The following is a 22,647-nucleotide window of genomic DNA, read 5'->3' as shown; positions in this document are numbered from 1 at the left end:
AGCTGAAGGCCGTCAGAGGGGCGGCCTTTTTGAGAAAGGATTTGTCATGGCCAATCGAATCGTCTTGAACACGATTTCCTATCATGGCACTGGCGCCATCGCCGAGATTCCCGGCGAGCTTAGCCGCCGCGGCTTTGAGAAGGTTTTTGTGTGCACCGATCCCGATCTGGTGAAGTTTGGTGTGGTCACCAAGGTCACCGACTTGCTGGATGAGGCCGGTATTCCCTACGTGGTCTACTCCGATATCAAGCCCAATCCCACCATCAAGAACGTGCAAGACGGCGTGGAGGCGTTTAAGGCTTCCGGCGCCGACGCTATCGTGGCGGTGGGCGGCGGCTCTGCCATGGACACCGCCAAGGCCATCGGCGTCATCATCACCAATCCCGAGTTCGCCGACGTTCGCTCGCTCGAAGGGGTCGCTCCCACCAAGAATCATGCTGTCTTCACCATTGCTGTGCCCACCACCGCCGGCACCGCAGCCGAGGTGACAATCAATTATGTGATTACCGACCCCGAGAAGATGCGCAAGTTCGTGTGCGTCGACACCAACGACGCCCCTGAGGTCGCCGTGGTGGATCCTGAGATGATGGCCACTATGCCTGCCGGTCTCACCGCCGCCACGGGCATGGACGCTCTCACCCACGCCATCGAGGGCTATACCACCAAGGGCGCCTGGGAGATGTCCGACATGTTCCATCTCAAGGCCATCGAGCTCATTGCCAAGCACCTTCGTGACGCCGTAGCCGAGGCCAAGAGCGGCAAGCCCGGTTCTGGCCGCGAGGGGATGGCGCTTGCCCAGTACATCGCCGGCATGGGCTTCTCCAATGTGGGACTGGGCGTCGACCACTCCATGGCCCATACCCTTTCTGCCCATTACGACACGCCTCACGGCGTAGCCTGCGCCATGCTGCTTCCCATCGCCATGGAGTTCAACAAGCCTGCGGTGACCGATCGCCTCGCCGACGTCGCGGTTGCCATGGGCGTTGACACTACCGGCATGACCGCTGACGAGGCGGCCGACGCCGCCATCGCCGCAGTCAAGCAGCTTTCCGTGGATGTGGACATCCCCACCGTCTGCGATGCCATCGTAGATGACGAGCTCGATACGCTTGTAAACGATGCTATGGCCGATGCTTGTTTCCCCGGCAATCCTCGTGACGCTTCCTACGATGACGTGATGGGCATGTTCCGTCAGATCATGGCCTAGCCTATTGCACCGCTCGTGCATAGCTGTGCCTCTCTTTGACCGAAGGTCTATACAAAGACGCGCTGGCATCCAATCCAGCGCGTCTTTTTTGCGCACGGCCAGCTATGCCGTCATTAGGCAGGGGGTGGCCCATGTCGCAACGGTCTGTTTCTTGTCAGCCTGCCGGGCGTCCCGTCATGATGGGGATAACGCTCATACATCCCGGGAGGAACCCATGGCCATGAAAGACGTCATAGTCTCTATTCGCAAGGAAACCGGCATCACCCAAGAGGAGATGGCTCGGCAGCTCTATGTGACCCGCCAAGCGGTATCAAGGTGGGAGACGGGCGAGACGGCTCCCGGCATCGATATGGTCAAGCTCATTTGCACGGTGTTCTCGGTGCCTCTGGAGCGTTTCTTCGAGATGCCCAAGGAATACTACTGCCAGTGCTGCTCTATGCCTATTCCCGATCCGGCTATCCACGGCACTGAGGCCGACGGAAGCCCCAATGACCATTATTGCAAGTATTGCTACTCAGACGGCGAGTTCACTTCAGGCGAGGTGACCATGGACGAATTCATCGAGAGCACGGCCGATCTCGAGGCTCAGGCATTGGGCATCTCCCGCGAGGAGGCGGTGTCGCTCATGGCCACGTTGCTGCCGCACCTGGATCGCTGGAAGGGTTCATGCAAGTGAGCGGGAAGGGCGCCTGCCTAAATCATGGAAGTAGCGACGGGCCTGGCGCCACTTAGCGGCAGGCTTGGCGCCGCTTTTGGCACGAAATGCTGCTGGCACGAAACGCCATTAGGAGATGGCATGCATGGGGGTTCGCCCCGTTGGCGGCCTTCAGATGATGGAGAACGAAGAGGCCTGCTTGCCGCCTTTGGCACGAAAGTGCATTATCCGGCAGTATGAAATCAGCTCTAGATATCGATTGGTGCTACTGCCAGGGGTTTTACTCGCTTGTACATTTGACTTCCACGGAAGACTGCCGGATTAGGGCCCGTTATGACAGTTTTCCTGCCGGATTAGACCCTTTCGTGCCAATGTGAACTACCATACTTGATAGATTAGAATAGTAGTGAATAGAGCGTCGCTGTGAGCTGGGACAACGCGGCGGTCGATGTATAGACGCCGAGTATAAGGGCCACATATTGGCGCCAGCAGCCCCCGTCATTCCCGCCCACCTCGCCGTCACACACCGCATGATCCTGCCGCCTGCTGCAATGCGCCCAAGGCGCTCCTCCTGGGCGGCGGCACGGCTGGCGGCACGTGCGCCCCCTGCAATGCGCCCAAGGCGCTCCACAAGAAAGCGCCATCTACCTCGGATGATGTGGGGTAGATGGCGCTCGTCTAAAGCAGTGAGTGGCTCGCGGTGCCCTTGCTGCCGAGAAACCCGCACCTCAAGGGTTGCAACTCCGAGGGCCACTGGCGCCCTTGGCGCAAGGCTGCGGCCCCCGGGGCTTCCCGAGGCCTTCGGTGCAGGGGGCGCAAAGCGAGTGCCCTACTTCTTCTTGAATTGGCTCTCGTGCTTGGAGAAGAAGTCGGTGCGAGGGGGAAGCTCCACCAGCTGGTGGGAAGCCGGGTCGATGCCGGCGCCTTCCAGCAATTGAGGGATGCTTTCGAATGCATGGTCCCAGCTGAAGAAGAGGGCCGGGTCGATGTTCAGGTGCTCGCAGATCATCTGGCAGCCAGCCGGGGCTGCGGGGTGCATGAGCAGGGTGAGGGTGCGAAGGGCGCAGAAGGCGTCGGCCAGTGCCTGCTCGTAGGCGGCCTCGTCGTCCTTGGCGGCTTTGGAGGCTGCATCCCACAGCTTGTTGGCTTCGCGGCCAAAGTCCTCGGCGACAGCCATGGCGCGAGGGAAGTCCAGCTCATACATGGCCAGCTCGAAGGCCAGGGTGGCCTCGTCGCAGGCAGAGGCGGCGGCGGGGGTGGCCGAGCTTCTCGGCAATTTGCCGTCCAAGTGCTTTTGGGCGCCGTAGAAGCAGGAGCGGGCGAGTCGGTTAAAGATGTTGGTGAGGAAGGCGCTCTCTTTAAGAGCGGGGTCCACTACGCGGGGATCATCTTTTACCAGCACTTCCTCGCCGGTTTTCTTGTCCTTGTGCGAGACGGAGGTGTCGTAGGGCTTAGGCGCGAAAGAGACGGCCTTGGCGCCCAGGCCCAAAGAGAGCCAGTGGCAGCGCAGCTGCTCGGGGGTGTAGTGGGAGAGCAGGTCGGCAGCCATGGGCGGCTTGATGGCGCCCGAGCTGGAGGCCTTCTTGTTCATGAACAGAATGTGGTAGTTGGCCACCGGCGTGTCCTGGAAGAGATTCCAGTCCAGCGCCTCCCAGATGGCGGGTTGGGCCACGCAGTAAAAGTAGATGTTGTCCTGGCCAATGAACTGGAAGACCTGGGCGTCGTTGCCCTCGCACCACCAGTCGTGCCAATCGCAGGAGCTGTAGGCGGCAGGCAACACGGAAGGGTCGCAGGCGTTGGCCGCCGCGGTGGCGGGGTCTTCTTGCAGCAGCGTCTTGGTGAACGAGATGGGCGCCCAGAGCGACTCCGGCCAGCACCATACGGTGAGGCCGCAGGTATTGTCCAAATCCGGCGCCGGCACGCCCCAGTCTATGTTGCCGGTGATGCGGAAGGGCAGCAGGCACTTGCCGGCTCTGAAGCGGATGGAATGGGAGTCCAACACCTCCCTGGCCTCATCACGGGCGTCCCAAGACTCAAAGGCTACCGAGAAGGACGCGGCATTCCCCTTTGGCTCGTTGACGGTGTGGGCAGGCAACTGCTGCGCGATGGCGTCGAACTGTTCGCGCAGCTCGTTTTTGATGTAGATGGCAGGGGGCACCAAGAACTCGCGCACGGTAGTGGCCACCACGTCGCGCACCTGGGGGTCGCAGGACCATTCCCCATCGAGCTTTTTGAGGTCTTCCTCGAAGGCCGGCAGGTCAAAGTACCAGTTGGCCACGGGGCGAAGCTCGGGCACGGTGCCGGTGACCTGGCTTATGGGGCTGATGAGGTCCTCGGGCTCGAACTGATGGCCCAGGTCGCACTCGTCTGCGTAGGCCTTCTCAGACTTGCAGCCGGGCACCGGGCAGCGGCCCTGCACCTGGCGTCCATTCAAGAACTGATGAGCCTCGGTGTCGTAGAACTGCAGCGTCTCGCGCTTGGTAAGATAGCCGCGCTCATAGAGGCGCGTGATGAGGGCGTCTGTCATGGCCGCATGGACGGGCTTTGCCGGATCCAGCCCCGATCCGCCATAGAAGTTGAGCGATACCTCATAGGCGGCCAGCGCGTCCTTTTGGGCCTGATGGTTGGAGCTCACATAGTCTGTGATAGTGCCCTCATAGCCCTGGGCGGCCAATTTGCGGTAGCCCTCCATGATGGGGGAGCCATAGCAGTCGGTGCCGCTCACAAAGACCACGTTTTGGGCGCCAATGCGATCGCGCAGGAAGCGGGCATAAAAATCTGCCGGCACAAACACGCCGCCGATATGGCCAAAGTGCAGCCCCTTGTTGCCATAGGGCATGCCAGCGGTGACCACGGCGCGGCGAGGAAAGTGCGGCCGCGAAGCAAATGAAGCTGTCATAGAGCACCTTTCGCACATCCCTTGCGCGAAGGCGCAAGAGGGGAGTGACTGCTTTCTCTAACTGCACCATTCTACTTGTTAGCGGGGGCTGCGAAACCCTCAAAGGCGCGCCTGGACCGCCTTGGATCCTTAAGCCCTCTAGAGATGCTATAGGCTCCCAAAGGAATGCTCCAGACGGGCTAGAATGAGAGCCGCAGGAATGTGCTGCAACTGGCCAGCTGCAGCTATTTGGCCGCACCTGCCCAACTGCAGGATCGCCTGCGAGGCCACAGCCCTCGACCCCAGGAAGGAGTCCTATGAAAGATGAATCAATGATCACTGTGGACTCCTTTCGCCTGGTAGACGACGCTGCAACCCTTGAGGCCATGGTCGCCAATTCCGGCTTCATCCTCGGCGCCGGGCTCGCCCTCACCATTCTCTGGCTCGCCCTCACCATTCTCTGGCTCGCCCATGGATGGGCTCATGCTCCGCTTTCCTGGGCTTGGGCGGCCATCGCGCTTGCCATCGGCCTCATCAGCCTCGCGGCGCTCCCTGTCCACGAGCTCTTCCACGGGCTGGCCTTCAAGCTGTTGGGCGCAGGCGACGCCACCTTGCGCTTTGGCTACCTCTCTTTGGGCATGCTCTATACCTCCTGCGAGGGGGCGGTCTTTTCTCGGCAGCGCTATATGGCGGTCCTTCTGATGCCTGCGGTGTGCGTCACTGCGATTCTTATGGCGGTAGGCATTTGGCTAGGCTATCCGCTGGCTGCCTTTATCTGCGCCTATCTGCATCTTGCAGGGTGCACGGGCGATTTTGCCATGGCACGCTACCTGCTCAAGACGCCTGCGCCTTACGTGCGCGACACTGCCTATGGCATCGATCTTGTGGAGCCGGCCTCCGAGCCTGCCACATCCGGGCCCACTTTGCCTACCATGTCCGGAGCCGATGCCCTGTGACCACGTCTTTTGCCCTCTCATCCGTCGATGTCGCACAGCCGCAGGCTCCCAGTCTTGCTGCCGAGAAACCCACGCCCTCAGAAGCCGGGGGCCTTGGGCGCGATGGCAGCAATGGCCAGGTGACGCCCATTGCGGTGCATGTGTGCTGCGGACCCTGTGCGCTGGAGCCTGTGGTTCAGCTCAAAAGCGAGGGATTCGCCCCCACGCTCTTTTGGGCCAATCCCAATATCCAGCCGGTGGCCGAGCACGATCACAGGCTTCAAGTGCTTAAGGGGTGGGCAGCCCAAGAGGGCATAGACGTGGTGGAATGCGAGCAGGATCGCGCCGCTTGGGAGCGTGCGGTGGCGCCCAAGGGGTTCGAGCGGGAGGCGCGTTGCAGGGCATGTTATAGCCTTCGGCTGGCAGAGACGTGCAAGGCGGCTAAGGCAGCCGGCTTTGCCCATGTCACCACCACCTTGGCGGTGTCGCCCCATCAGCTTCATGAAGTGTGCGATGAGGCGCTGGTGGCAGTGGCTCATGCCCACGGATTGGAGCCGGTGGTTCGAGACTTTAGGCCTCGGTTCCAGCGGGCACAGGAGCGCGCGCAGGAGCTGGGTCTCTATCGGCAGAATTACTGCGGCTGTCGCTTCTCCAAGGTGGAGGCCACGCTGGAGCGCCTGGCAGCCCGGGCAAAAAAGCAACCGCCCCCAAAAAAGTAACCGCCCGCCTCGACAGCGGCGAGGCGGGCGGCGTGCAGTGGACCAGGCGGCTATTGGATGAGCATGGCGTCGCCAAAGGAGAGCATGCGGTAGCCCAGGTCGATGGCTTGATGATAGGCGCCCATGATCTGGTCGCGGCTGGCAAAGGCGCTCACCAGCATCATGAGGGTGGAGCGGGGCACGTGGAAGTTGGTGATCATGGCATCCACCACATGGAAGGTGGAGCCGGGCATGAGATAGAGGTTGGTGGTGGCGTTCTCTTTGGCCACCAAGTCGCCTGAGCCGGTGACGGCGGCGGAGTCAGGAGCCTCCTCAAAGTAGCGGGCCACCATGGGCGGGTCGCTTACCGGGGCCTCGGGATCGAAGGCGCTCTCCAGCGAGCGCACCGAGGTGGTGCCCACGGCAATGACGCGATGGCCGGAGGCTTTGGTGGCATGGATCAGGTCCACCACTTCCTGGGGGACATGGTAGCGCTCGGTGTGCATCACGTGCTGGGTGGGATCGTCTTCCTCCACCAGGCGGAAGGTGTCGATGCCCACTTCCAGCTCCACAAAGGCCATGGCCACGCCCATGGAGGCCAGACGGCCGATAAGGGCGGGCGTGAAGTGCAAGCCAGCAGTGGGGGCTGCGGCGCTGTGCTCCTCATGCATGGCATAGACGGTCTGGTATTTCTCGGGGTCGCCCTGGTAATCGGTGATGTAGGGAGGCAGGGGCACATGGCCTGCCTCGTGCATGGCGCCATCCAGGGTACGGCCGCCCAAAGGCTCAAAGCGCACCAAGCGGCCGCCCTTGGAATCATCCACAAAGCTCTCGACGGTGCCGCGCAAAATCACGGGAGCATCTGTGGGGGCATGGAGGCCGCCGGCGCGGTACTCGATGGTGGCGCCGGGCTTCAGGCGCCGGCCGGGATTCACCAGGCACTCCCACACATGGCCCAGAGGATCGATGTCTTCGCGGCGGGTGAGCAGCAACGTCTCGCAGACCGCGCCCGTGGGCTTGCGGCCCACCAAGCGCGCAGGCAGCACACGGGTTTTGTTGGCCACCAGAAGATCGCCGGGCTCCAGATAGTCGCAGATGTCGGTGAAGATGCGATGGGTCACCTCGCCTGTGGCGCGATCCAGCACCAAAAGCCTGCAGGAGTCGCGGGGCTCGGCGGGAGACTGGGCGATGAGGGTATCGGGAAGGTCGTAATCAAAATCGTCGGTTTTCACAGCAGGCCAATCAATTATAGGAGTGATAATCCAAAGAAATGAAGCGCCTGGTCACAGGGAGGCGTCGCCAGGCCGCAGGTAGAAGGTCATGCGACCCGGCGCTTCGAGGCGCCTTGGGCATCGCAGCGGCTCGTTAAGCTCCTTTGCCGCCAAAGAACACCAGGAAGAGCACCAAAAGCACGATAAGGGCAGCGGCCACCACCAGGATGAAGGCGATGCGGCTGGTGCGGGTGCGCTGACGAAGCTCGTGCTCGTCGGCTGCCAGCGAGTCTACCTGGGCTTGCTGGAGCACGGCGGCCGCATTGTCGTCTGCCAGCTGCTCGAGGAGCTCTTGGGTCTTCTCGGGCGTATGGTGGATGTCGTTGGCCTCTGCGATGGCTTGCTCGGCCTCCTCTTTGGTCTTGGCGGTCTGGGCCAACTGGGCTTTGAGCGTCTTGAGATGCTTTTGCACCTCGATGACCTCGTCTTCTGCCGCCTGCTCGGCCGACTTTGCCGCATCTTCCATGCCTTCGAGGGTGTGGGCTTGCTTTTTAGCTTCGCGCTTGGCCGAGTCAGCCGCCTCCTGAGCGCCCTCCAGCCTGCGCTGGGCCTCATCTACTTGACGCTCCGCGGCGCTGATGGAGGCGCTGCTTTCATTGGGGGCCACCTGAGCGTCTTCCTGCGCTTTGGAGAGCCTGGCCATCTCTGCGGTGATCTCTGCCCTGAGATCGGCCAGCTGCTGCGGCGTGGCCTCGTCGTCGTGCTGAAGGTCGCTCAGATCCCCCTGCAGGCGGTTGAGGCGCTGGCGGGAGTTGTCCACCGCTTTGTGTGCCGCGCTCACGCGGCTATCGCGCCTGCCGATAAGATCGCGCAACGAGTTCTGGGCAGCCTTGAGGTCGCGTTTGGCGCCGGAGAGGGCTCGGGCCGCATCCTCAGAAGAGGCCTTAGCATTGCGTGCAAGCTTTTCATAGGGGCGCAGGTCCTTGGCGTTTTTTGCCTTGAGCTTATCGAGGGCCTCTTGCAGCTGGGCTTCTTGCTCTTGGGCTGCTTCCTGCTCCTCTTCCAGCGAGGCGATGGAGGCCAGCGACTCCTCGATGACCTCGCTGTTCTCATTGATTATCTGGTCGTAGCGAGCCTCCACATCTTGGCGATGCTCCACTTCCTGGGTGCGCGACTCGATAGAACTCTTTAGTTCCTCCAGGCGCCCCCTCGCTTGCGCATGGGCGCGTTTGGCCTGGTTGACAGCCTTAAAGGCCGAAAGCCCGCTGGCCGTCTCTTGCCCCAGGGCGCCGGCTGCCTTGCGCGCGCCGTCCACCGCCGAGCCCGCCACCGCCTTGAGCTTCGAGGCTGCGCTGGACTCCTCGTCCTCCTCTGGGCTCCCGACCTCATCTGCTGCCGAGAAACCCTCCTCGCCGGGTTGAGACTCTAGGTGGGAAGGCTCGCCCTTCTCGGGAGGGGAGCTAAGGTCTGCCTGGGAGTCAGAGGCGGGTTGTGCGCCGATAGACTCCTCTGCAGTATCTTGTGAAGATGGCGCATCTGGGGCCGTCGCGTCGCCAGATTTGGCACCATGGGATGTCGAGGTGTCAAAAGGTGCGTGGCCGTCGCGAGGGTCGAGCGCGTTATCGTCGTTGGGTGTGGGCATGATACCTCCCAAGAGTGTGCGGGTCTCTTTTATGGTACCCGCCCAGCGGTCTGAGTGAGCCCTTCTGGGCCAGGCTGCGTTCAACCATCATGGAGGCAGGCAGATGAGCGAGCTGTTTTCTTTTGATATCGAGGCGGAGGACCCTCAAACCGGGGCCCGTGCGGGCGTGTTTCATACTGCCCATGGCGACATTCCCACCCCCATCTTCATGCCAGTGGGCACCAAGGCTACGGTAAAGGGCATCCTGCCAGACACGCTCAGAGAGATCGGCGCCAAGGTCATCCTGGCCAACACCTATCACTTGAGCCAGCGGCCTGGCCCAGAGCTTATCGACGGGATGGGCGGCCTTCATGTCTGGGAGCGCTGGGACCGGCCCATCTTGACCGATTCCGGTGGGTTCCAGGTCTTCTCCCACAACGAGCACGTGAAGCTCTCCGACGACGGCGTCACCTTTAGGGTGGTGGACTACGACGGCTCCTACGTCACCTGGACTCCCGAGGAAAACATGCGCATCGCCCAGCTTCTGGGCTCAGACATCTGCATGCAGCTGGATGTGTGCCCGCCCTATCCCTGCGACCGTGCCTACCTCGAGCGTGCGGTGGACCTCTCCAGCGCTTGGGCCGAGCGGTGCTTCGCGGCCCATACGCGTCCCGATCAAACGCTCTTTGGCATCGTGCAGGGCGGCATGGACCTATCCCTTCGCCGGGAGAGCCTCTATCGCCTGGAGACCATCGGCGACTTTAAAGGCTATGGCATAGGCGGCTACTCGGTGGGCGAGAGCCACCAGACCATGTTCGAGAGCCTGGCGCCCCTCTGCATGGAGTACATGCCTCGAACCAAGCCCCGCTACCTTATGGGAGTGGGAAACCCCCGCACGCTGGTGGAAGGTGTGGGCATTGGCGTCGATATGTTCGACTGCGTGCTGCCCACTCGCACCGCCCGCCTGGGCACTGCCTTCAGCGACGAGGGCCGCATGAACCTCAAGAACGCCCGCTTTACCAAAGACAGCCGCCCCATTGGCACAGATTGCGGGTGCCCCGCCTGCACCCAGGGCTTCTCCCGCAGCTACATCCATCATCTCATTAAGCAAAAAGAGATGCTGGGCGGCATCTTGCTGTCCATTCACAACCTCTGGTACCTGCTGGATCTCATGCGCCGAGCCCGGTGTGCCATCATCGACCACTCTTACAAGGCGTTTCAGGAAGCCTACCTAGACCGATTGGGCGACGCCCGAGACTTTTAGGTTTCGCAAAGGCGCCGGCACCCTCGGCGGGTGCGTCGGAGTGCCATACTAACAAGAGCACGGCAGCCTAAGGGTTGCTGGATCGGGGCCACGGGTTTCTCGGCAGCGCGGCATGAGGCGCCCTCACCGCACGCCGAGAAGGTCGCAGCCCCGGTGGCTGCCAGAGGTGTCTTGCAAGAAGAGGGGAGGGGCTATGCCCGGTTTATACGCCAGCGATCGCTGGCAGGTGCGCGCACAAAACCCGGAGGCTGCCCGCTTCCTCAAGGACGCCTATGGGCTCGAGGGCTTGGTGGCTCGGGTGCTGGCGGCCAGAGGCATCACTGATCCTGAGCAAGTGGAGACCTATCTCTCGCCCTCTCTTGCCAGAGACTGGCATGATCCGTCAGAGATCCCCGGGCTCGAAGCGGTGGCCCAGCGGGTGGAGCAGGCCATAGTCGCTGGCGAGTCCATCGCAGTCTTTGGCGACTTCGATGTGGACGGCATGAGCTCGGCTTCGCTTCTGTGTTTGGCGCTGCGCGAGTTTGGGGCCAGGGTGCATGCCTTCATCCCCCACAGATTTGGGGAAGGCTACGGTCTTTCTGAGCAGGGCATGGCCCGGGTGATCCAGCAGTGCGACCCCTCGTTGGTGGTCACCGTAGACAACGGCATCTCCTCTGCGGCAGAGGTGGACTATGTGCGCTCGCTGGGTATCGACGTGGCGGTCACAGACCACCATGAGCCTGGGGCTCAGGTGCCCCAGGGAGTGCCGGTGGCAGATCCCAAGCTAGATCCCCATAACTACTCTCGCGATCTGGCCGGCGTAGGCGTGGCGCTCAAGCTGGTGCAAGCCGTGGGCCGGCGTGTGGGCCAGCCCGAGCTCTGGCGCAATTACCTAGATTTGGCCAGTCTGGGCACAGTGAGCGATATGATGGAGCTCACTCGTGAAAACCGCGCGCTGGTGACCGAGGGCATCGCCCAGATGCGCCAAGGCCTGCGTCCGGGTTTGGTGGCCCTGGCCCGCACGGCACGCACGGATATCGCACGCATCAATGCAGATAACCTGCCTTTTTCCTTGGTGCCGCGCTTGAACGCCGCCGGCCGCATGGGCCAAGAGGACGTGGCCTTCAACCTGCTGCTCACCTCTGATCCTGTGGAGGCAGAGGCCCTCGCCTCCGAGCTGGAATCCATTAACGCCTCCCGCCGCTCCATCGAAAGCGACATGGCTGCCGAGGCCTTCGCCCAGGCAGAGGAGGTATATGAGGAGGGGCCTTGCTTGGTGCTGGCCCACGAGGGGTGGCATGAAGGCGTCAAGGGTGTGGTCGCCAGTCGCGTGGCCAACCGCTACAAGGTACCCACGCTGCTTTTCACCATCAAAGACGGCATTGCCTCTGGCTCTGGCCGCTCTGTGGGCCAAGTGGACCTGTTCCACGCTGTGGAGTCCTGCTCCGATCTATTGCTGCGCTTTGGTGGTCATCCCAAGGCGGTGGGCGTCACCTTGGAGGCAGACAAGCTTCCCCAGTTCAAAGAGCGCCTCACCGCGTGGCTCGATCAGGTGGACCCTGCGGAGTTCTTGCAGGTGGACGAGGTTGCCTGCACCGTGCGCCTAAGCGAGCTTAGCCTGGGTGCCGTGGCTTCACTGGATCTCTTGCGCCCCTTTGGCCAGGGCAACCGCGAGCCGCTTTTTGCTGCCTGCGGCCTTACTTTGCGAGGGGCAAGCCCCGTGGGCGCCCAGGGCGACCACGTGCACTTCTATGCCACCGACGGCATCACTTCTCTGCCCGCCATCATGTTCCGGGCCCCCAACGTGGCGCGGGTGCTTGCTTGGGAAGGCGTGGTGGACCTGGTCTTCGAGGCTACGGTCGAGCAGTGGCAAGGAAAATCAAAAGTCAAGCTTATGGTGCGGGACATCCTCTTCCGGGACGAGCAGCCCCAAGACCCCGGCGACCAGCAGCTCATAGAAGAGCTCTTTGCCTCTCCGGCTGCCCAAGACGCTGCTGCCGAGCAGACCGCAGCCTTCGCCGCCCGTCTGCCTGAGGCTGCTTTGGCCCTTTCGCCCGAGCCCTCGTTGGGCTCCCTTCCTCTGGAGGGGCTCACGGCTAAGCTCAAGGGTGCCTTCATTGGCGATCATGAGCTTTTGCCCTGCCAGGCCCAGGTGCTCGATGCCTTGGCCCAGGGCAAAAGATGTCTGGCCATCATGGCCACCGGCCGCGGCAAGTCCCTTATCTTCCAGCTCCATGCCGCGCGCCTGGCCCTCAAGGAGCATAAATCCAGCATCTTTGTCTATCCGCTGCGTGCCTTGGTAAATGACCAAGCCTTTCACCTAGAGGAGAGCTTTGGGGCCCTAGGCCTCAAGGTGCGCGTCCTCTGTGGCGAGACGCCTCAGGAGCAGCGCGACGAGATCTTTGGCCAATGGGCTGCAGGGCAGCTGGACACTCTGCTTACCACGCCGGAGTTTCTGGCGATCCACAGCGCTCAACTGGCTCAAGCGCCGGTGGGCTTCGTGGTCATCGACGAGGCCCATCACGCCGGCCAGTCCAAGGGCGGCAATCGCGAGGCTTATCAGGAGCTTCCCCGCGTCCTTCAGGAGCTGGGCGACCCTCAGGTGCTGGCCTGCACCGCTACGGCCACCAGCGCGGTGGCTCAGGAGATCTGCCGTCTGGCCTCCATTGATGCCGTCTTTACCGATCTGGCTTCCCGTGACAATCTCCATCTGGTAGATGAGCGCAATCCCGATGATGTGATAGTCTGCGCGGCCTCCCATCTTTCTGCCCAGCAGAAAGCCATCGCCTATACCAACACCCGCGACGCTGCCGTGCGGCTTGCCCGAGAATTGCGTCGCCGGGTGCCCGAGTTGGGCCATCGCATCGCCTTCTACCATGGCGGCATGACCCGCACTCAGCGCCTGGAAGTAGAGCAGGCGTTCCGGGCTGGCAGGCTTTCCTGCATCGTGGCCACCTCGGCCTTTGGCGAGGGCGTCAACCTGCCCGATGTGCGCTCCGTCATGCTGTGCTCGTTGCCCTATGGGCGCGTGGAGTTCAACCAGATGAGCGGCCGTGCGGGCCGCGATGGCCAGCCCGCAGAGGTGTGCTTGCTTTATGGCCCTGCCGACATCGCTACCAACCAGGCGGTCCTTGGCGCTGCAGCCCCTTCGCGCCAGGTGCTGGTGGCCCTCTATCGCGCCCTGCGCACTTTAGAAGACTCCACAAGCCACAGGCTGGCCTTTGACGCTTCCCAGATACTGGGACTCGCGCGTTCTATCGACAGCTCTGCCACCTTGACGCCAGGGGCACTCGAGCAGGGAGTGGCTGTCTTTAGCGAGCTGGGGTTTTGCTCGGTAGATGGCTTTGGAGAAGATCGTGTGATCACCATGGTGGACAGCGCTGGCCGCATGGATCTGCTCTCCTCGGCACGCTATAGCGAAGGTGTGGCGGAGCAGCACGCGTTTGGCGAGTTCGCCTCTTGGGCTTTGGAAGCCACGGCTTCTGAGTTGGAATGCGCCGTCGACAGACCCATCGCGCCCGCAGAAGACGTGCCCCTTCCTTAGGGGAGTTTGAAAGCTTACGGTAACTAGCGATACTCTTAAGGGCGTGAACGTTTCAGGCGTCGCATCACGGCGCCTTGCCTCTGCGGTCTCCTTTAAGGTGGCCCTTGAGGGAGACTCATTTCAGGGAGGGGAGCCATGACCGAGATAAGCGCTGCCACGCAGGCACGACCCATGCCTAAGGTAGGGGCTGACAACTACCCGCAACTGCGCAACACCTGCGAGTCCTACATGACTCCTGAGGCCATGGACCAGGTGGAGAAGGCCTATCTCTTTGCAGCAGACTTCCACTCAGAGCAAAAGCGCCGCAGCGGCGAGCCCTACATCAATCATCCGGTAGAGGTGGCGCTTATCCTCGCTCACGACCTGCGCATGGATGCGGATGTGGTCTCGGCCGCGCTGCTCCACGATACGGTGGAAGACACTCCGGCTACCAAGGAGCAGCTCATCGAGCTTTTTGGCGAGACTGTGGCAGATCTGGTGGACGGTGTGACCAAACTCACCAACATCGATGTCAACTCCATGGACGAGAAGCAGGCTTTGAATCTGCGCAAGATGTTTCTGGCCATGTCCAAAGACATCCGCGTGGTGATCATCAAGCTGGCAGACCGCCTGCACAACATGCGTACGCTGGCGGCCTTAAAGCCTGATCGCCGCCAGTTCAAAGCCCGCGAGACCATGGATGTCTATGCGCCCTTGGCAGACCGTCTGGGCATCAGCTCTATCAAATGGGAGCTCGAAGACCTTTCCTTCTTCTACTTGGAGCCTGAGGAGTATCAGCGCATCGCCCGCATGGTGCAGGAGTCTCGCGAACAGCGCGTAGCCTCCACCAATGAGGCCATCAAGGTGCTGGATGACGAGCTTAAAGCTGCCGGTCTCTCGGGCTATCAAATCAGCGGCCGCGCCAAGCACCTTTGGTCCATCTACCAAAAGATGCAGCGCAAGGGCAAAGACTTCACCGACATCTACGACCTTATTGCCCTGCGCGTCATCACAGAGACGGTGGGGGACTGTTACAGCGTCTTGGGCGCGGTTCACAGCCTGTGGCACCCGCTGCCCGGCCGTTTCAAAGACTATATCGCCACCCCTAAGCCCAATCTCTATCGCTCGCTGCATACCACGGTAGTGGGGCCCGAAGCCCGGCCCATTGAGATTCAAATTCGCACCAAAGAGATGCATGAGCAGGCCGAATACGGCATCGCCGCCCACTGGCTCTACAAGAGCGCCGGCAACTCCAACGGCGTCATGGCCCAAGACGACCAATCCATCGACTCCACCATCTCCCACATCCGCCGCTCCCTCGACTGGGCGGTGGAGGGCGAGATCGACGATCCCAGCCGCTACCTGCAGGATTTGCGCGTGGACCTCTTTGACGAGGAGATCTTCATCTTCACCCCCAAGGGCGAAGTCATGAGTCTGCGGCGCGATTCCACGCCGCTGGACTTCGCCTATGCCGTCCACACCGAGGTGGGGAACCACTGCGTGGGCGCCAGGGTCAATGGCTCGGTGGTCCCGCTCACCTATCACCTCGAGATGGGCGATCGCGTGGAGATCCTCACCAACAAGAACTCCAAGCCCTCCGCCGACTGGGTGAACATCGTGCGCACCCCCTCGGCCCGCGCCAAGATCCGCAAGTACTTCTCCAGCGCCAACAAGAGCGCCGACGCCGAGCTGGGACGCTCCATGTTGGCTGTGGAGCTGCGCAAAAAGGGATACGGCATCTCCACACGCCGTTCGGTGCGCGCCATTGCCAAGGTGTGCGAACAGCTTAAATTCCCTGGCCAAGACGAGCTTTTCGCCGCCATCGGTTCCAACAAGCTCTCACCCAAGAGTGTGGCCAACAAGGTGGAGCAGATTCTTGAAGAGGGCTCGCCGGCCCAAATCGCCGCTGCCGAGAAGGCCACCCAGCAGGCTCGGGAACGCCAAAAGGTCTTCACCGAAGACCGCCCCATGCTCCCCACACACGCAGCCCAGCGCGCCCAGCGCGACCTCTCGAAACGCCAGCGCAACAGCTGCGGCGTAGTGGTGAAAGACGATCCGGACCTGCTGGTGCATCTGGCCCATTGCTGCAACCCTGTGGCTGGCGACGAGATCGTGGGATTCATCACCCGCGGCCGCGGCGTATCGGTGCATCGCGCCAGCTGCCCCAACGTCAAGGGCCTCATGGTACATCCTGAGCGCCTCATCGAAGTGGCTTGGGACACTTCAGGCGCCACCCAGTTCCAGGTGGAGATCGTGGTAGAAGCCACCGATCGCATTGGCCTTCTCAAAGACGTCACCATCGCCATTGGCGACGCGGGCGGCAACATCCTTTCAGCTGCCACTCAGGTCTCTTCCGACGGTTTTGCCCGCCTGCGTTTCTTGGTACATATCTCAGACGCCAGCTTGCTCGACCCTCTCCTGGCCGCAGTAAGCCGCGTGCCCAGCGTCTATGACGCCCGCCGCATCATGCCTGGCGAGGGCGCCAACCAAATGAAACGGAGAGTCTAGCCATGGAAGACACTGCTGCCTCCACTGCAGCCAACACCCCTGCCCAGAACAACCAACCTCAAGAGTCAGAAATCACCGATCCTTCCGACACCCATGTGGAGATCCGGGCCTTTACCGTGGGACCCATCGAGACCAACTGCTACGCACTCATTTCCGACGGCCACGGGCTGGTGGTGGATCCCGGCGCTGCCGGTGCGGCCATCGCCCAGCACTTGAGTGACGTCACGGTGGATCTGGTGGTCGCCACTCACGGCCATGGCGACCATGTGGGCGGAGTGAAGGCTCTTATCGGCGCTTTGGGCGGCAACGTGCCTTTTGCCATTGGCGCTGCCGATGCCGAGCGTGCCATGAAAGCCGGAGGCGTGGGCAACCTGGGCGTGGCCTACGATGACGATGCGCCTGAGCCTTCCCGCGTGCTTCATGAGGGGGACACCATTACGGTGGGCGAGGTCACGCTGGTGGTAGTGGATGCTCCCGGTCATACCGAGGGCGGCATTGTCCTGTTGGGGGACGGTATCGCCTTCACTGGCGACACGCTCTTCAAAGGCACGGCCGGCCGCACCGACTTCCCCGGCGGCGACGCCGACACCTTGGCTGCCACGCTCGAGCGACTCAAAGGCCTTCTGCCTGCCGACACCGTCATTTTGCCCGGCCATGGCGACGCTTCCACTATGGAGGAGGAGTTGGCCTCCAACCCCTTCTTACAATAGGGAAGCCCACTGAGCGTTGCGCAGGCGCCTGCTTTTGCTAGAATAAGTACTCGCGACTCGCCCGAGTGGTGGAATGGCAGACACGGAGGTCTCAAAAACCTCTGAGCTCGCGCTCATGTGAGTTCGAATCTCACCTCGGGCACCAGGAAAACATGCAGGTCATCGTCTGGTTTGGCGGTGGCCTGTTTTCTTGTTTGATTATGCAAAAAGGGCTTCTTGTACACATTTGGACACAAAGGTTTGTGGATGAGCTAAAAAGTACAACTACATAATGGCAAAAAGCCCCAGCCCTCCGAAGAGGACTGGGGCTTTGCTTTATCGAGTATCAATAAGGGTGGAGATGCGGGCTCCTTATTTATATAAATCGGCGATTCTTATAAATAAGGCCTTGCAGATCGGACCGGATCACCTCCAGGTCAGCGGGATGAGTCCCAGGCCCCATCGGGGCCTACGTAGTAGCGAGCCTTGTCTACCCATCGGCTGGTGGCCATGGAACCGTCTCCAGAGAGCCAGTAGTCGGCGCCTTTGGAGTCTTTGCGCCAAGCTTCGGAGACCATTTGACACTCTCGATAGCCAGGCTCTCCTGCTTTGGCGAAGTAGTACCAGGTGCCATCTATAAGCGTCCATCCGGTTGCGGCATAGCCGTCAGCTCCCAGCCAATACCATTCGCCCCGAGAGGGGTTGAACCACTGGCTATTCTTGTAGCTGCCGTCGCCGTTCTCCCACCACCAGCCGTGGGAGTCCTTGTACCAGCCCTTCGTAGGGACTTGGACAGATCCCAGAGATTTGCCTGAGACGCACTCAGCGATGCAGCGACCGATGGCATCAGGGCCTATGCGCCAGTAGGCATCAGCGTCGCTTTTGACATCCAGGAAGCATACTTCGATGAGGATGGCTGCCATGGTGGTGTGACGGAGCACGCCTAACGATTTGGCGGCAGATTGGGTGTCCGGCTTCACTCCTCGGTTGGGGATGCCAAGCAGCTTAGAGAGGGAAGCTGTGATCTTCGCTCCCATTTCCTTTGGCCAAGAGCGTCCTGTAGTGGCGGCGTAAAAGACCTCTACTCCGCCTTTACCACCGCCGGAGTTGAAGTGAAAGCTGATGAAGTAATCGGCCCCAGAACCATTGGCCTTCGAGACGATGGTGTTGATGTCTGCGCGAGCACTGGTTTCTGTGGTAGAGGAATCATGGGTAGACCAACCGGCTTGACGCAGATACTTGTCTGTGGCGGCGCGCACCTTGCGATCTTCCGTGACCTCATCGAAGTAGCCTGAGGCGCCAGGAGCATAGGGAGAATGGCCGCCGTTGAGGGATGCCTTAGGCATGGGCCTCGCCTCCCTTATTGGGATCAATGAGGGTTTTGGCTTCTTGCTCTCGTTCGGTGTTCTTGAAAGCGCGCCCCAGCTTGTCGTTGATATCCGGGTTGATGGCGCAAAGGTTCTCGACAACGCTTACCAGCTCGTTCCAGAGGCAAAGGGCGCAGATACCCGTGACGCCAATGCTGGCGATTACTTCCAAGCCTGTGGCTGGCTGCATAAGGGAAGGGTCGATCTGGCTTAACACCTCTCCTGCCAGCTGGACGAACCAGGCAACCCCGATAATGCCCATCCAGGCAAGCTTGTGCCAAAGGCCTTCGCGCATCTTGGATGAGCTGACGTTGTGCTCCTTGCAAGCCAGGGCATAGCCGGTGGCGATGTCCATGGCCATGGCGATGCAGACTAGGATGAAAAGCGTAAGCTCCATGGGAGCCTCCTTAATGAAAAAGGCCCCTGGGGCCTTTGGGCTAATTGGTATTTGCGGCAAGTTCTTGCCAGGGCGCTCCTGTGGATCCCGGCTCCCATACGTTGTTATCGGCGGTGGACTTCCAACGCTTGCCGTTGTGAGTCACTACGTCGCCCATACGGTAACCATTGGTGGAGTCAGGCTGGAGCCATTGACCAACTTTGCCATCCTGCCCTGGGAGCACTTCGGCCCAAAGAGATGGGGCGGCATTTGGCGTCCAATCTTTCTGGGAGGTGTGGTCTTGGAGGCACTTGTAGAGCTTGCCTCCGTATTGCACCTTGGTACCTGCTGAGTAGACGGTGTCATAGTGCCACTTGGGAAAGAGTGCAACTACCTCAAGGGCCTCGTTATCGGGCAGGCTCATGGCGTTCATCTTCGCGAGGCGCTCCATGGCCTCTGTCACTGTGCCTGTCTCGGGCGCCATTTCCCAGATCTGAGTGATGGCGCCAGGGCCGCTTTGCCATGAATAGCGTGCTGTGTATCCATCCATGGGCGCTGGAGGCTCGGTCTCCACGATGGGCAACCCAGTGCCATCGATAAGGACCATGCCGCCAGCGACAAGATGTCCTGAGAGCATATTGCTTCCTTTCTTCGGTTCCTGCGATTTGGGCATGTATCTTATCCGGCGTAGTAGACGGTGCTGAAATCCACCCAGGTATTCGCTCCCCCGTAATGGGCGACCATGATCTGCCCGCTGGTGCTCACATACCAGCGGCAGATGTTGTTGCCCACCACGTCGTTGCCGTAGGCTGCGCCTTGGACATTGTCGCGTCCGCTGAACATCGAGGGGCGATAGCCTGCAGGAAGCGTCACCGGACAAGTGATCCAGCCACTTGAGGTGGTGTTGGCAGACTGTACAGACAGATGCACGAACTTGCCCACCTTGCGATAGCCTCCTGTCCAGCCACCTGAGCTGAAGGTCTTCCAGCCAGAGTCAGAAGGCTCGCCCGCTTTGCCCCAGGATGTCCAGGCGCCGTTGTTAATGGACTTTCGCAACCAAACGTCATGGTCTGATCCTGTGGTGATGCCGAGCTGCATGCACCAGGTGCCTCCTGATGCTCCCGTGGCGTTGGATAGCGATATGCCTACGCCCCAGGTACCAGACACCGGGATGCCTGTGGTGGAGGGTTGCCACCAGAACAGGCGCGAGTCCTTGATGTCGTTGAGGCTGTTGGAGGCAGGGCATTTGGCCACGCGCCAGAGGTTGTAGAGGTCATTAAGGTTGCCGATGTTTTCCAGCCACCATTTCACCTGGGCATGGGTTAGCTTCGTGTTGATGTTTGAAGTGCCGCTGCTCGCGCGGACCCAGAGGGACCCGTCGCTGCCAAATTGCCAGCCAGAATCGCCTCCAAGCATAAGGGACACGGTATCGAGGGTACCTGTGAGCGAGTTGGGATTCCTCACCGCCTCAATGCCCACCCCTGAGGTATGGCCTTCTTCGTCGAGACATACTAGGTCGACCACCGATTGGCAGGTGCTCATGGGCTGAGCCGCACTGTAGATAGTGCGTGCCATATGAGGAAGCACAGGGGAGGAGAGGTCGAGGTTCGACCAGATCTTGGACATGCCGCCGCACATGCTGATGATGCTGTCGGTCGAGTTGACGCCTAGCTCGATTCCGTTGCCGGTGAAGCTGGCGTTAGTGATAGAGCCGCTGCGGATGTTTACGGAGTCGGACTTGATCTGCACGTTGTTGCCTACAGCACTGCCTGTCTGGTTGGCCATGATAAGGCCTGCCTCTGGCGAGTAATCCAGGTAGTTGGTGGCCACTTTGGCGGCATCAGTAGCGGCTTGCTGGGCGTTGGATGCAGTGGTGTTGGCGGCATTGGCTGCGTCCTGTGCATCTTGGACGTCTTTGAGCCAGGCGTCGCTGGCGGTGAGGACCCAAGATTCTCCGTCATAGGTGAAGGTGCAGTTGGACATAGGTGGCCAGGTGACAGAGGAGCTGTCGGGGGAACTCGAGCCTGCCACAGAAATAGGCTTGGGTCCAAGACCGGCAACATCCAAGGAGGGAGAATGAGCCAGGTTTCCCTTGAGCATGAAGAGGGTCAGTTCCTGGCCAGTCATAAGCTCCTCTAGGGTGTCTGCGGTGGCAATATCTACCACTTTCACCTGAGTTTCGGCATCGGTAGAAGAGCTTCCCACCAGGTTGCCAGGGCCGCCTTCGCCAGCCGGTCCTTCAGGCCCTTCAGGGCCTGTGGGTCCTTCTGGCCCTTGATTTCCGGTGACGCGCACCGGGTCTCCGACGACGCTGTGGCCGTCGCCGTAGGTGGTCACCTGGCGGGTCCAGTAGATTTGGCCTTCCATCCACTCAGGAGGCACGCGCACCCACTCGGCATCTTCCGGGGGAGGGGTCTGAGAGTCTGAGGCCCAATACTCCGGGTAGCTGGCAGTGACCGCTGAGGCGGCCGCTTCCATGGCGGCAGCGGCGTCAGAGGCCGCCTGCTTGGATGCCTCGTCAATGGGTTCCACTCGCTGGACCACTGCATCAAGGTCCGCTTGGATTGCCCGGGTGAGGATGCGGGAGTGATCGGTCAGGGTGGGATGGGTGGAGCCTAAGGTATAGGAGGCTTTGGCGGGGTCCGCCTCGATATGGCGCTGGACTACCTGCATCCATTGGTCCACATGGTGGGGTTTGGAGGTCACGCGTACCAACGTGTTGAGCGCCAGTCTCTCGTCGGAGGCGCCGATAAGGGAAAGGTCGAAGGCGTCAACGTCGATGGTCTCGATGGCAGGAGAAGTCTCGATGAGATCCTTGGAGGCAGCGTCGATGAGAGCTTGGACCGTCTCGACCTCGTAGTTTCTTTGCTCCTCGATGTAGCCATGGAGGGTCACTAGCTCGTTGGAGTAGATCCTGTCTCCTGCGATGGTCATGCCGTTGGGCTGCTCGCCAGGGGCTGCGGCCTCAAGGCCAAAGGACTCCTGCCTGTCTTCGCCCTCTTTTGAGGGCGGGTTTGCCTTGGCGATGATGGCGGTGACCACATCGGCTCCGTCGATCTCTCGGGCAAAGTCCAGAAGGTTCTTGCCAAACTCGATGCGCTGTCCGCTTCGGTCGCACTCGGTGCGAAACTCCACTCGGCGCTCGCCCTCTTTGAAGTAGACCACTAGCCAGACGCCCCAGGCGCTCAAGACCTTCTCCTTGAGCTCCGCCCCGATCTTGGGATAGGAGGTGGAGGATCGGGTGCAGCTGTCGTCGGAGGACAGCTGGTTTACCACCACGCGAAAACGTTTTGAGGGGTCTACCTGTCGGTTGTGTTGGTCGATGAGCCATTCGGCATAGTCATGGCGGTTGGCAGGGGCGATGGTGGTCCAGGCGGGCTTCTCGCCCTCTTTGGGGGTGTCTGGATAGGTGCCATAGGGGCGCAGCACCGAGTCGTTGAAGTAGGCCATCTGGCCCTCGCAGGTATAGCTGCCAGATCGCTCCATATCTTCGCCGTTGTCTAGGAGGCGCCCTCGAAAAAGCTCCTCTCCGTCGTCTTCGACCACCACTTCGTGGTCTGCCGACAAAAGCGCCAGGTCTCCCTTCAAGGGATGGCCTGGCGCCAGGGTGAACTTCAGGGTGGAGCTTGCATTGGACTCCATATCCAACTCCCAGGAGGTGGCTCGCGCCAAGTGGTCCCGAGGGTCGTGGACCACCTCGTCATCGTAGAGAATGCGATACATCCCATGCCCCCTT

General features: G+C 61.1%; 15 protein-coding genes and 1 tRNA gene. 9 read left to right on the top strand and 7 right to left on the bottom strand.

From position 1 onward, the window contains the following. The first annotated feature begins 46 nt into the window (after positions 1-46). Positions 47-1,207: a lactaldehyde reductase gene (fucO, locus tag OR601_RS06510; protein ID WP_265591428.1), complete on the top strand. Its 1,161-nt coding sequence runs from the start codon at positions 47-49 to the stop codon at positions 1,205-1,207. 214 nt (positions 1,208-1,421) lie between these two features. Next, positions 1,422-1,883, top strand: coding sequence for a zinc ribbon domain-containing protein (locus OR601_RS06505; RefSeq protein WP_168896759.1), 462 nt, complete (start codon positions 1,422-1,424; stop codon positions 1,881-1,883). Positions 1,884-2,691: 808 nt separating this feature from the next. On the opposite strand, the gene OR601_RS06500 is transcribed toward OR601_RS06505, so the two are convergent. Then, positions 2,692-4,761 carry a class I tRNA ligase family protein gene (locus OR601_RS06500; RefSeq protein ID WP_265591427.1) on the bottom strand — a complete coding sequence of 690 codons (2,070 nt, stop codon included), beginning with the start codon at positions 4,759-4,761 and terminating at the stop codon, positions 2,692-2,694. Between the two features lie 296 nt (positions 4,762-5,057). On the opposite strand from OR601_RS06500, the gene OR601_RS06495 reads away from it, so the two are divergent. Continuing rightward, on the top strand, positions 5,058-5,696 hold the full coding sequence (locus OR601_RS06495; RefSeq protein WP_265591426.1) for a DUF3267 domain-containing protein: 639 nt from the start codon (positions 5,058-5,060) through the stop codon (positions 5,694-5,696). Next, a complete protein-coding gene (locus tag OR601_RS06490) occupies positions 5,693-6,394 on the top strand; it encodes an epoxyqueuosine reductase QueH (protein WP_323373070.1) in 702 nt (233 codons plus the stop codon). The genes OR601_RS06495 and OR601_RS06490 overlap by 4 nt, the downstream gene beginning before the upstream one ends. A 50-nt stretch (positions 6,395-6,444) precedes the next feature. Here OR601_RS06490 and queA read toward each other — a convergent pair whose 3' ends face one another. After that, positions 6,445-7,605: a tRNA preQ1(34) S-adenosylmethionine ribosyltransferase-isomerase QueA gene (gene queA / locus OR601_RS06485; RefSeq protein WP_265591425.1), complete on the bottom strand. Its 1,161-nt coding sequence runs from the start codon at positions 7,603-7,605 to the stop codon at positions 6,445-6,447. A gap of 133 nt (positions 7,606-7,738) precedes the next feature. Continuing rightward, the gene (locus OR601_RS06480) at positions 7,739-9,226 is read right to left on the bottom strand and encodes a coiled-coil domain-containing protein (protein WP_265591424.1); all 1,488 of its coding nucleotides are present in this window, start codon (positions 9,224-9,226) and stop codon (positions 7,739-7,741) included. A gap of 103 nt (positions 9,227-9,329) precedes the next feature. On the opposite strand from OR601_RS06480, the gene tgt reads away from it, so the two are divergent. The 5 genes from tgt (at position 9,330) to OR601_RS06455 (ending at position 17,334) form a co-directional block, all read left to right on the top strand. Further along, positions 9,330-10,469 (top strand): tRNA guanosine(34) transglycosylase Tgt, encoded by a 1,140-nt coding sequence (tgt, locus tag OR601_RS06475; RefSeq protein WP_265591423.1) that lies wholly within the window; start codon positions 9,330-9,332, stop codon positions 10,467-10,469. A gap of 193 nt (positions 10,470-10,662) precedes the next feature. Then, a complete protein-coding gene (gene recJ, locus OR601_RS06470) occupies positions 10,663-13,992 on the top strand; it encodes a single-stranded-DNA-specific exonuclease RecJ (RefSeq protein ID WP_265591422.1) in 3,330 nt (1,109 codons plus the stop codon). Positions 13,993-14,127: 135 nt separating this feature from the next. Then, positions 14,128-16,479: a RelA/SpoT family protein gene (locus OR601_RS06465; RefSeq protein WP_265591421.1), complete on the top strand. Its 2,352-nt coding sequence runs from the start codon at positions 14,128-14,130 to the stop codon at positions 16,477-16,479. A 2-nt stretch (positions 16,480-16,481) separates the two neighbouring features. Next, the gene (locus tag OR601_RS06460; RefSeq protein ID WP_136013025.1) at positions 16,482-17,189 is read left to right on the top strand and encodes an MBL fold metallo-hydrolase; all 708 of its coding nucleotides are present in this window, start codon (positions 16,482-16,484) and stop codon (positions 17,187-17,189) included. Positions 17,190-17,248: 59 nt separating this feature from the next. Next, positions 17,249-17,334: transfer RNA gene (locus tag OR601_RS06455), tRNA-Leu, on the top strand. Between the two features lie 271 nt (positions 17,335-17,605). Here OR601_RS06455 and OR601_RS06450 read toward each other — a convergent pair. From OR601_RS06450 to OR601_RS06435, 4 genes are read right to left on the bottom strand one after another with little or no spacing between them, the layout of a single operon-like run. Next, positions 17,606-18,514 carry an N-acetylmuramoyl-L-alanine amidase gene (locus OR601_RS06450; RefSeq protein ID WP_265591420.1) on the bottom strand — a complete coding sequence of 303 codons (909 nt, stop codon included), beginning with the start codon at positions 18,512-18,514 and terminating at the stop codon, positions 17,606-17,608. Next, positions 18,507-18,932, bottom strand: a complete 426-nt coding sequence (locus tag OR601_RS06445) for a phage holin family protein (protein WP_265591419.1) — start codon at positions 18,930-18,932, stop codon at positions 18,507-18,509. The genes OR601_RS06450 and OR601_RS06445 overlap by 8 nt, the downstream gene beginning before the upstream one ends. A 40-nt stretch (positions 18,933-18,972) precedes the next feature. Further along, complete coding sequence (locus tag OR601_RS06440; protein ID WP_265591418.1) at positions 18,973-19,548, bottom strand: carbohydrate-binding protein; 576 nt, start codon at positions 19,546-19,548, stop codon at positions 18,973-18,975. A 41-nt stretch (positions 19,549-19,589) separates the two neighbouring features. Next, complete coding sequence (locus tag OR601_RS06435) at positions 19,590-22,634, bottom strand: phage tail protein (RefSeq protein ID WP_265591417.1); 3,045 nt, start codon at positions 22,632-22,634, stop codon at positions 19,590-19,592. Positions 22,635-22,647 lie beyond the last annotated feature (13 nt).

This window comes from Leptogranulimonas caecicola (assembly GCF_023168405.1).
GTDB classification, from domain to species: domain Bacteria; phylum Actinomycetota; class Coriobacteriia; order Coriobacteriales; family Atopobiaceae; genus Leptogranulimonas; species Leptogranulimonas caecicola.
This window is presented reverse-complemented; position numbering and strand designations above follow the sequence as displayed.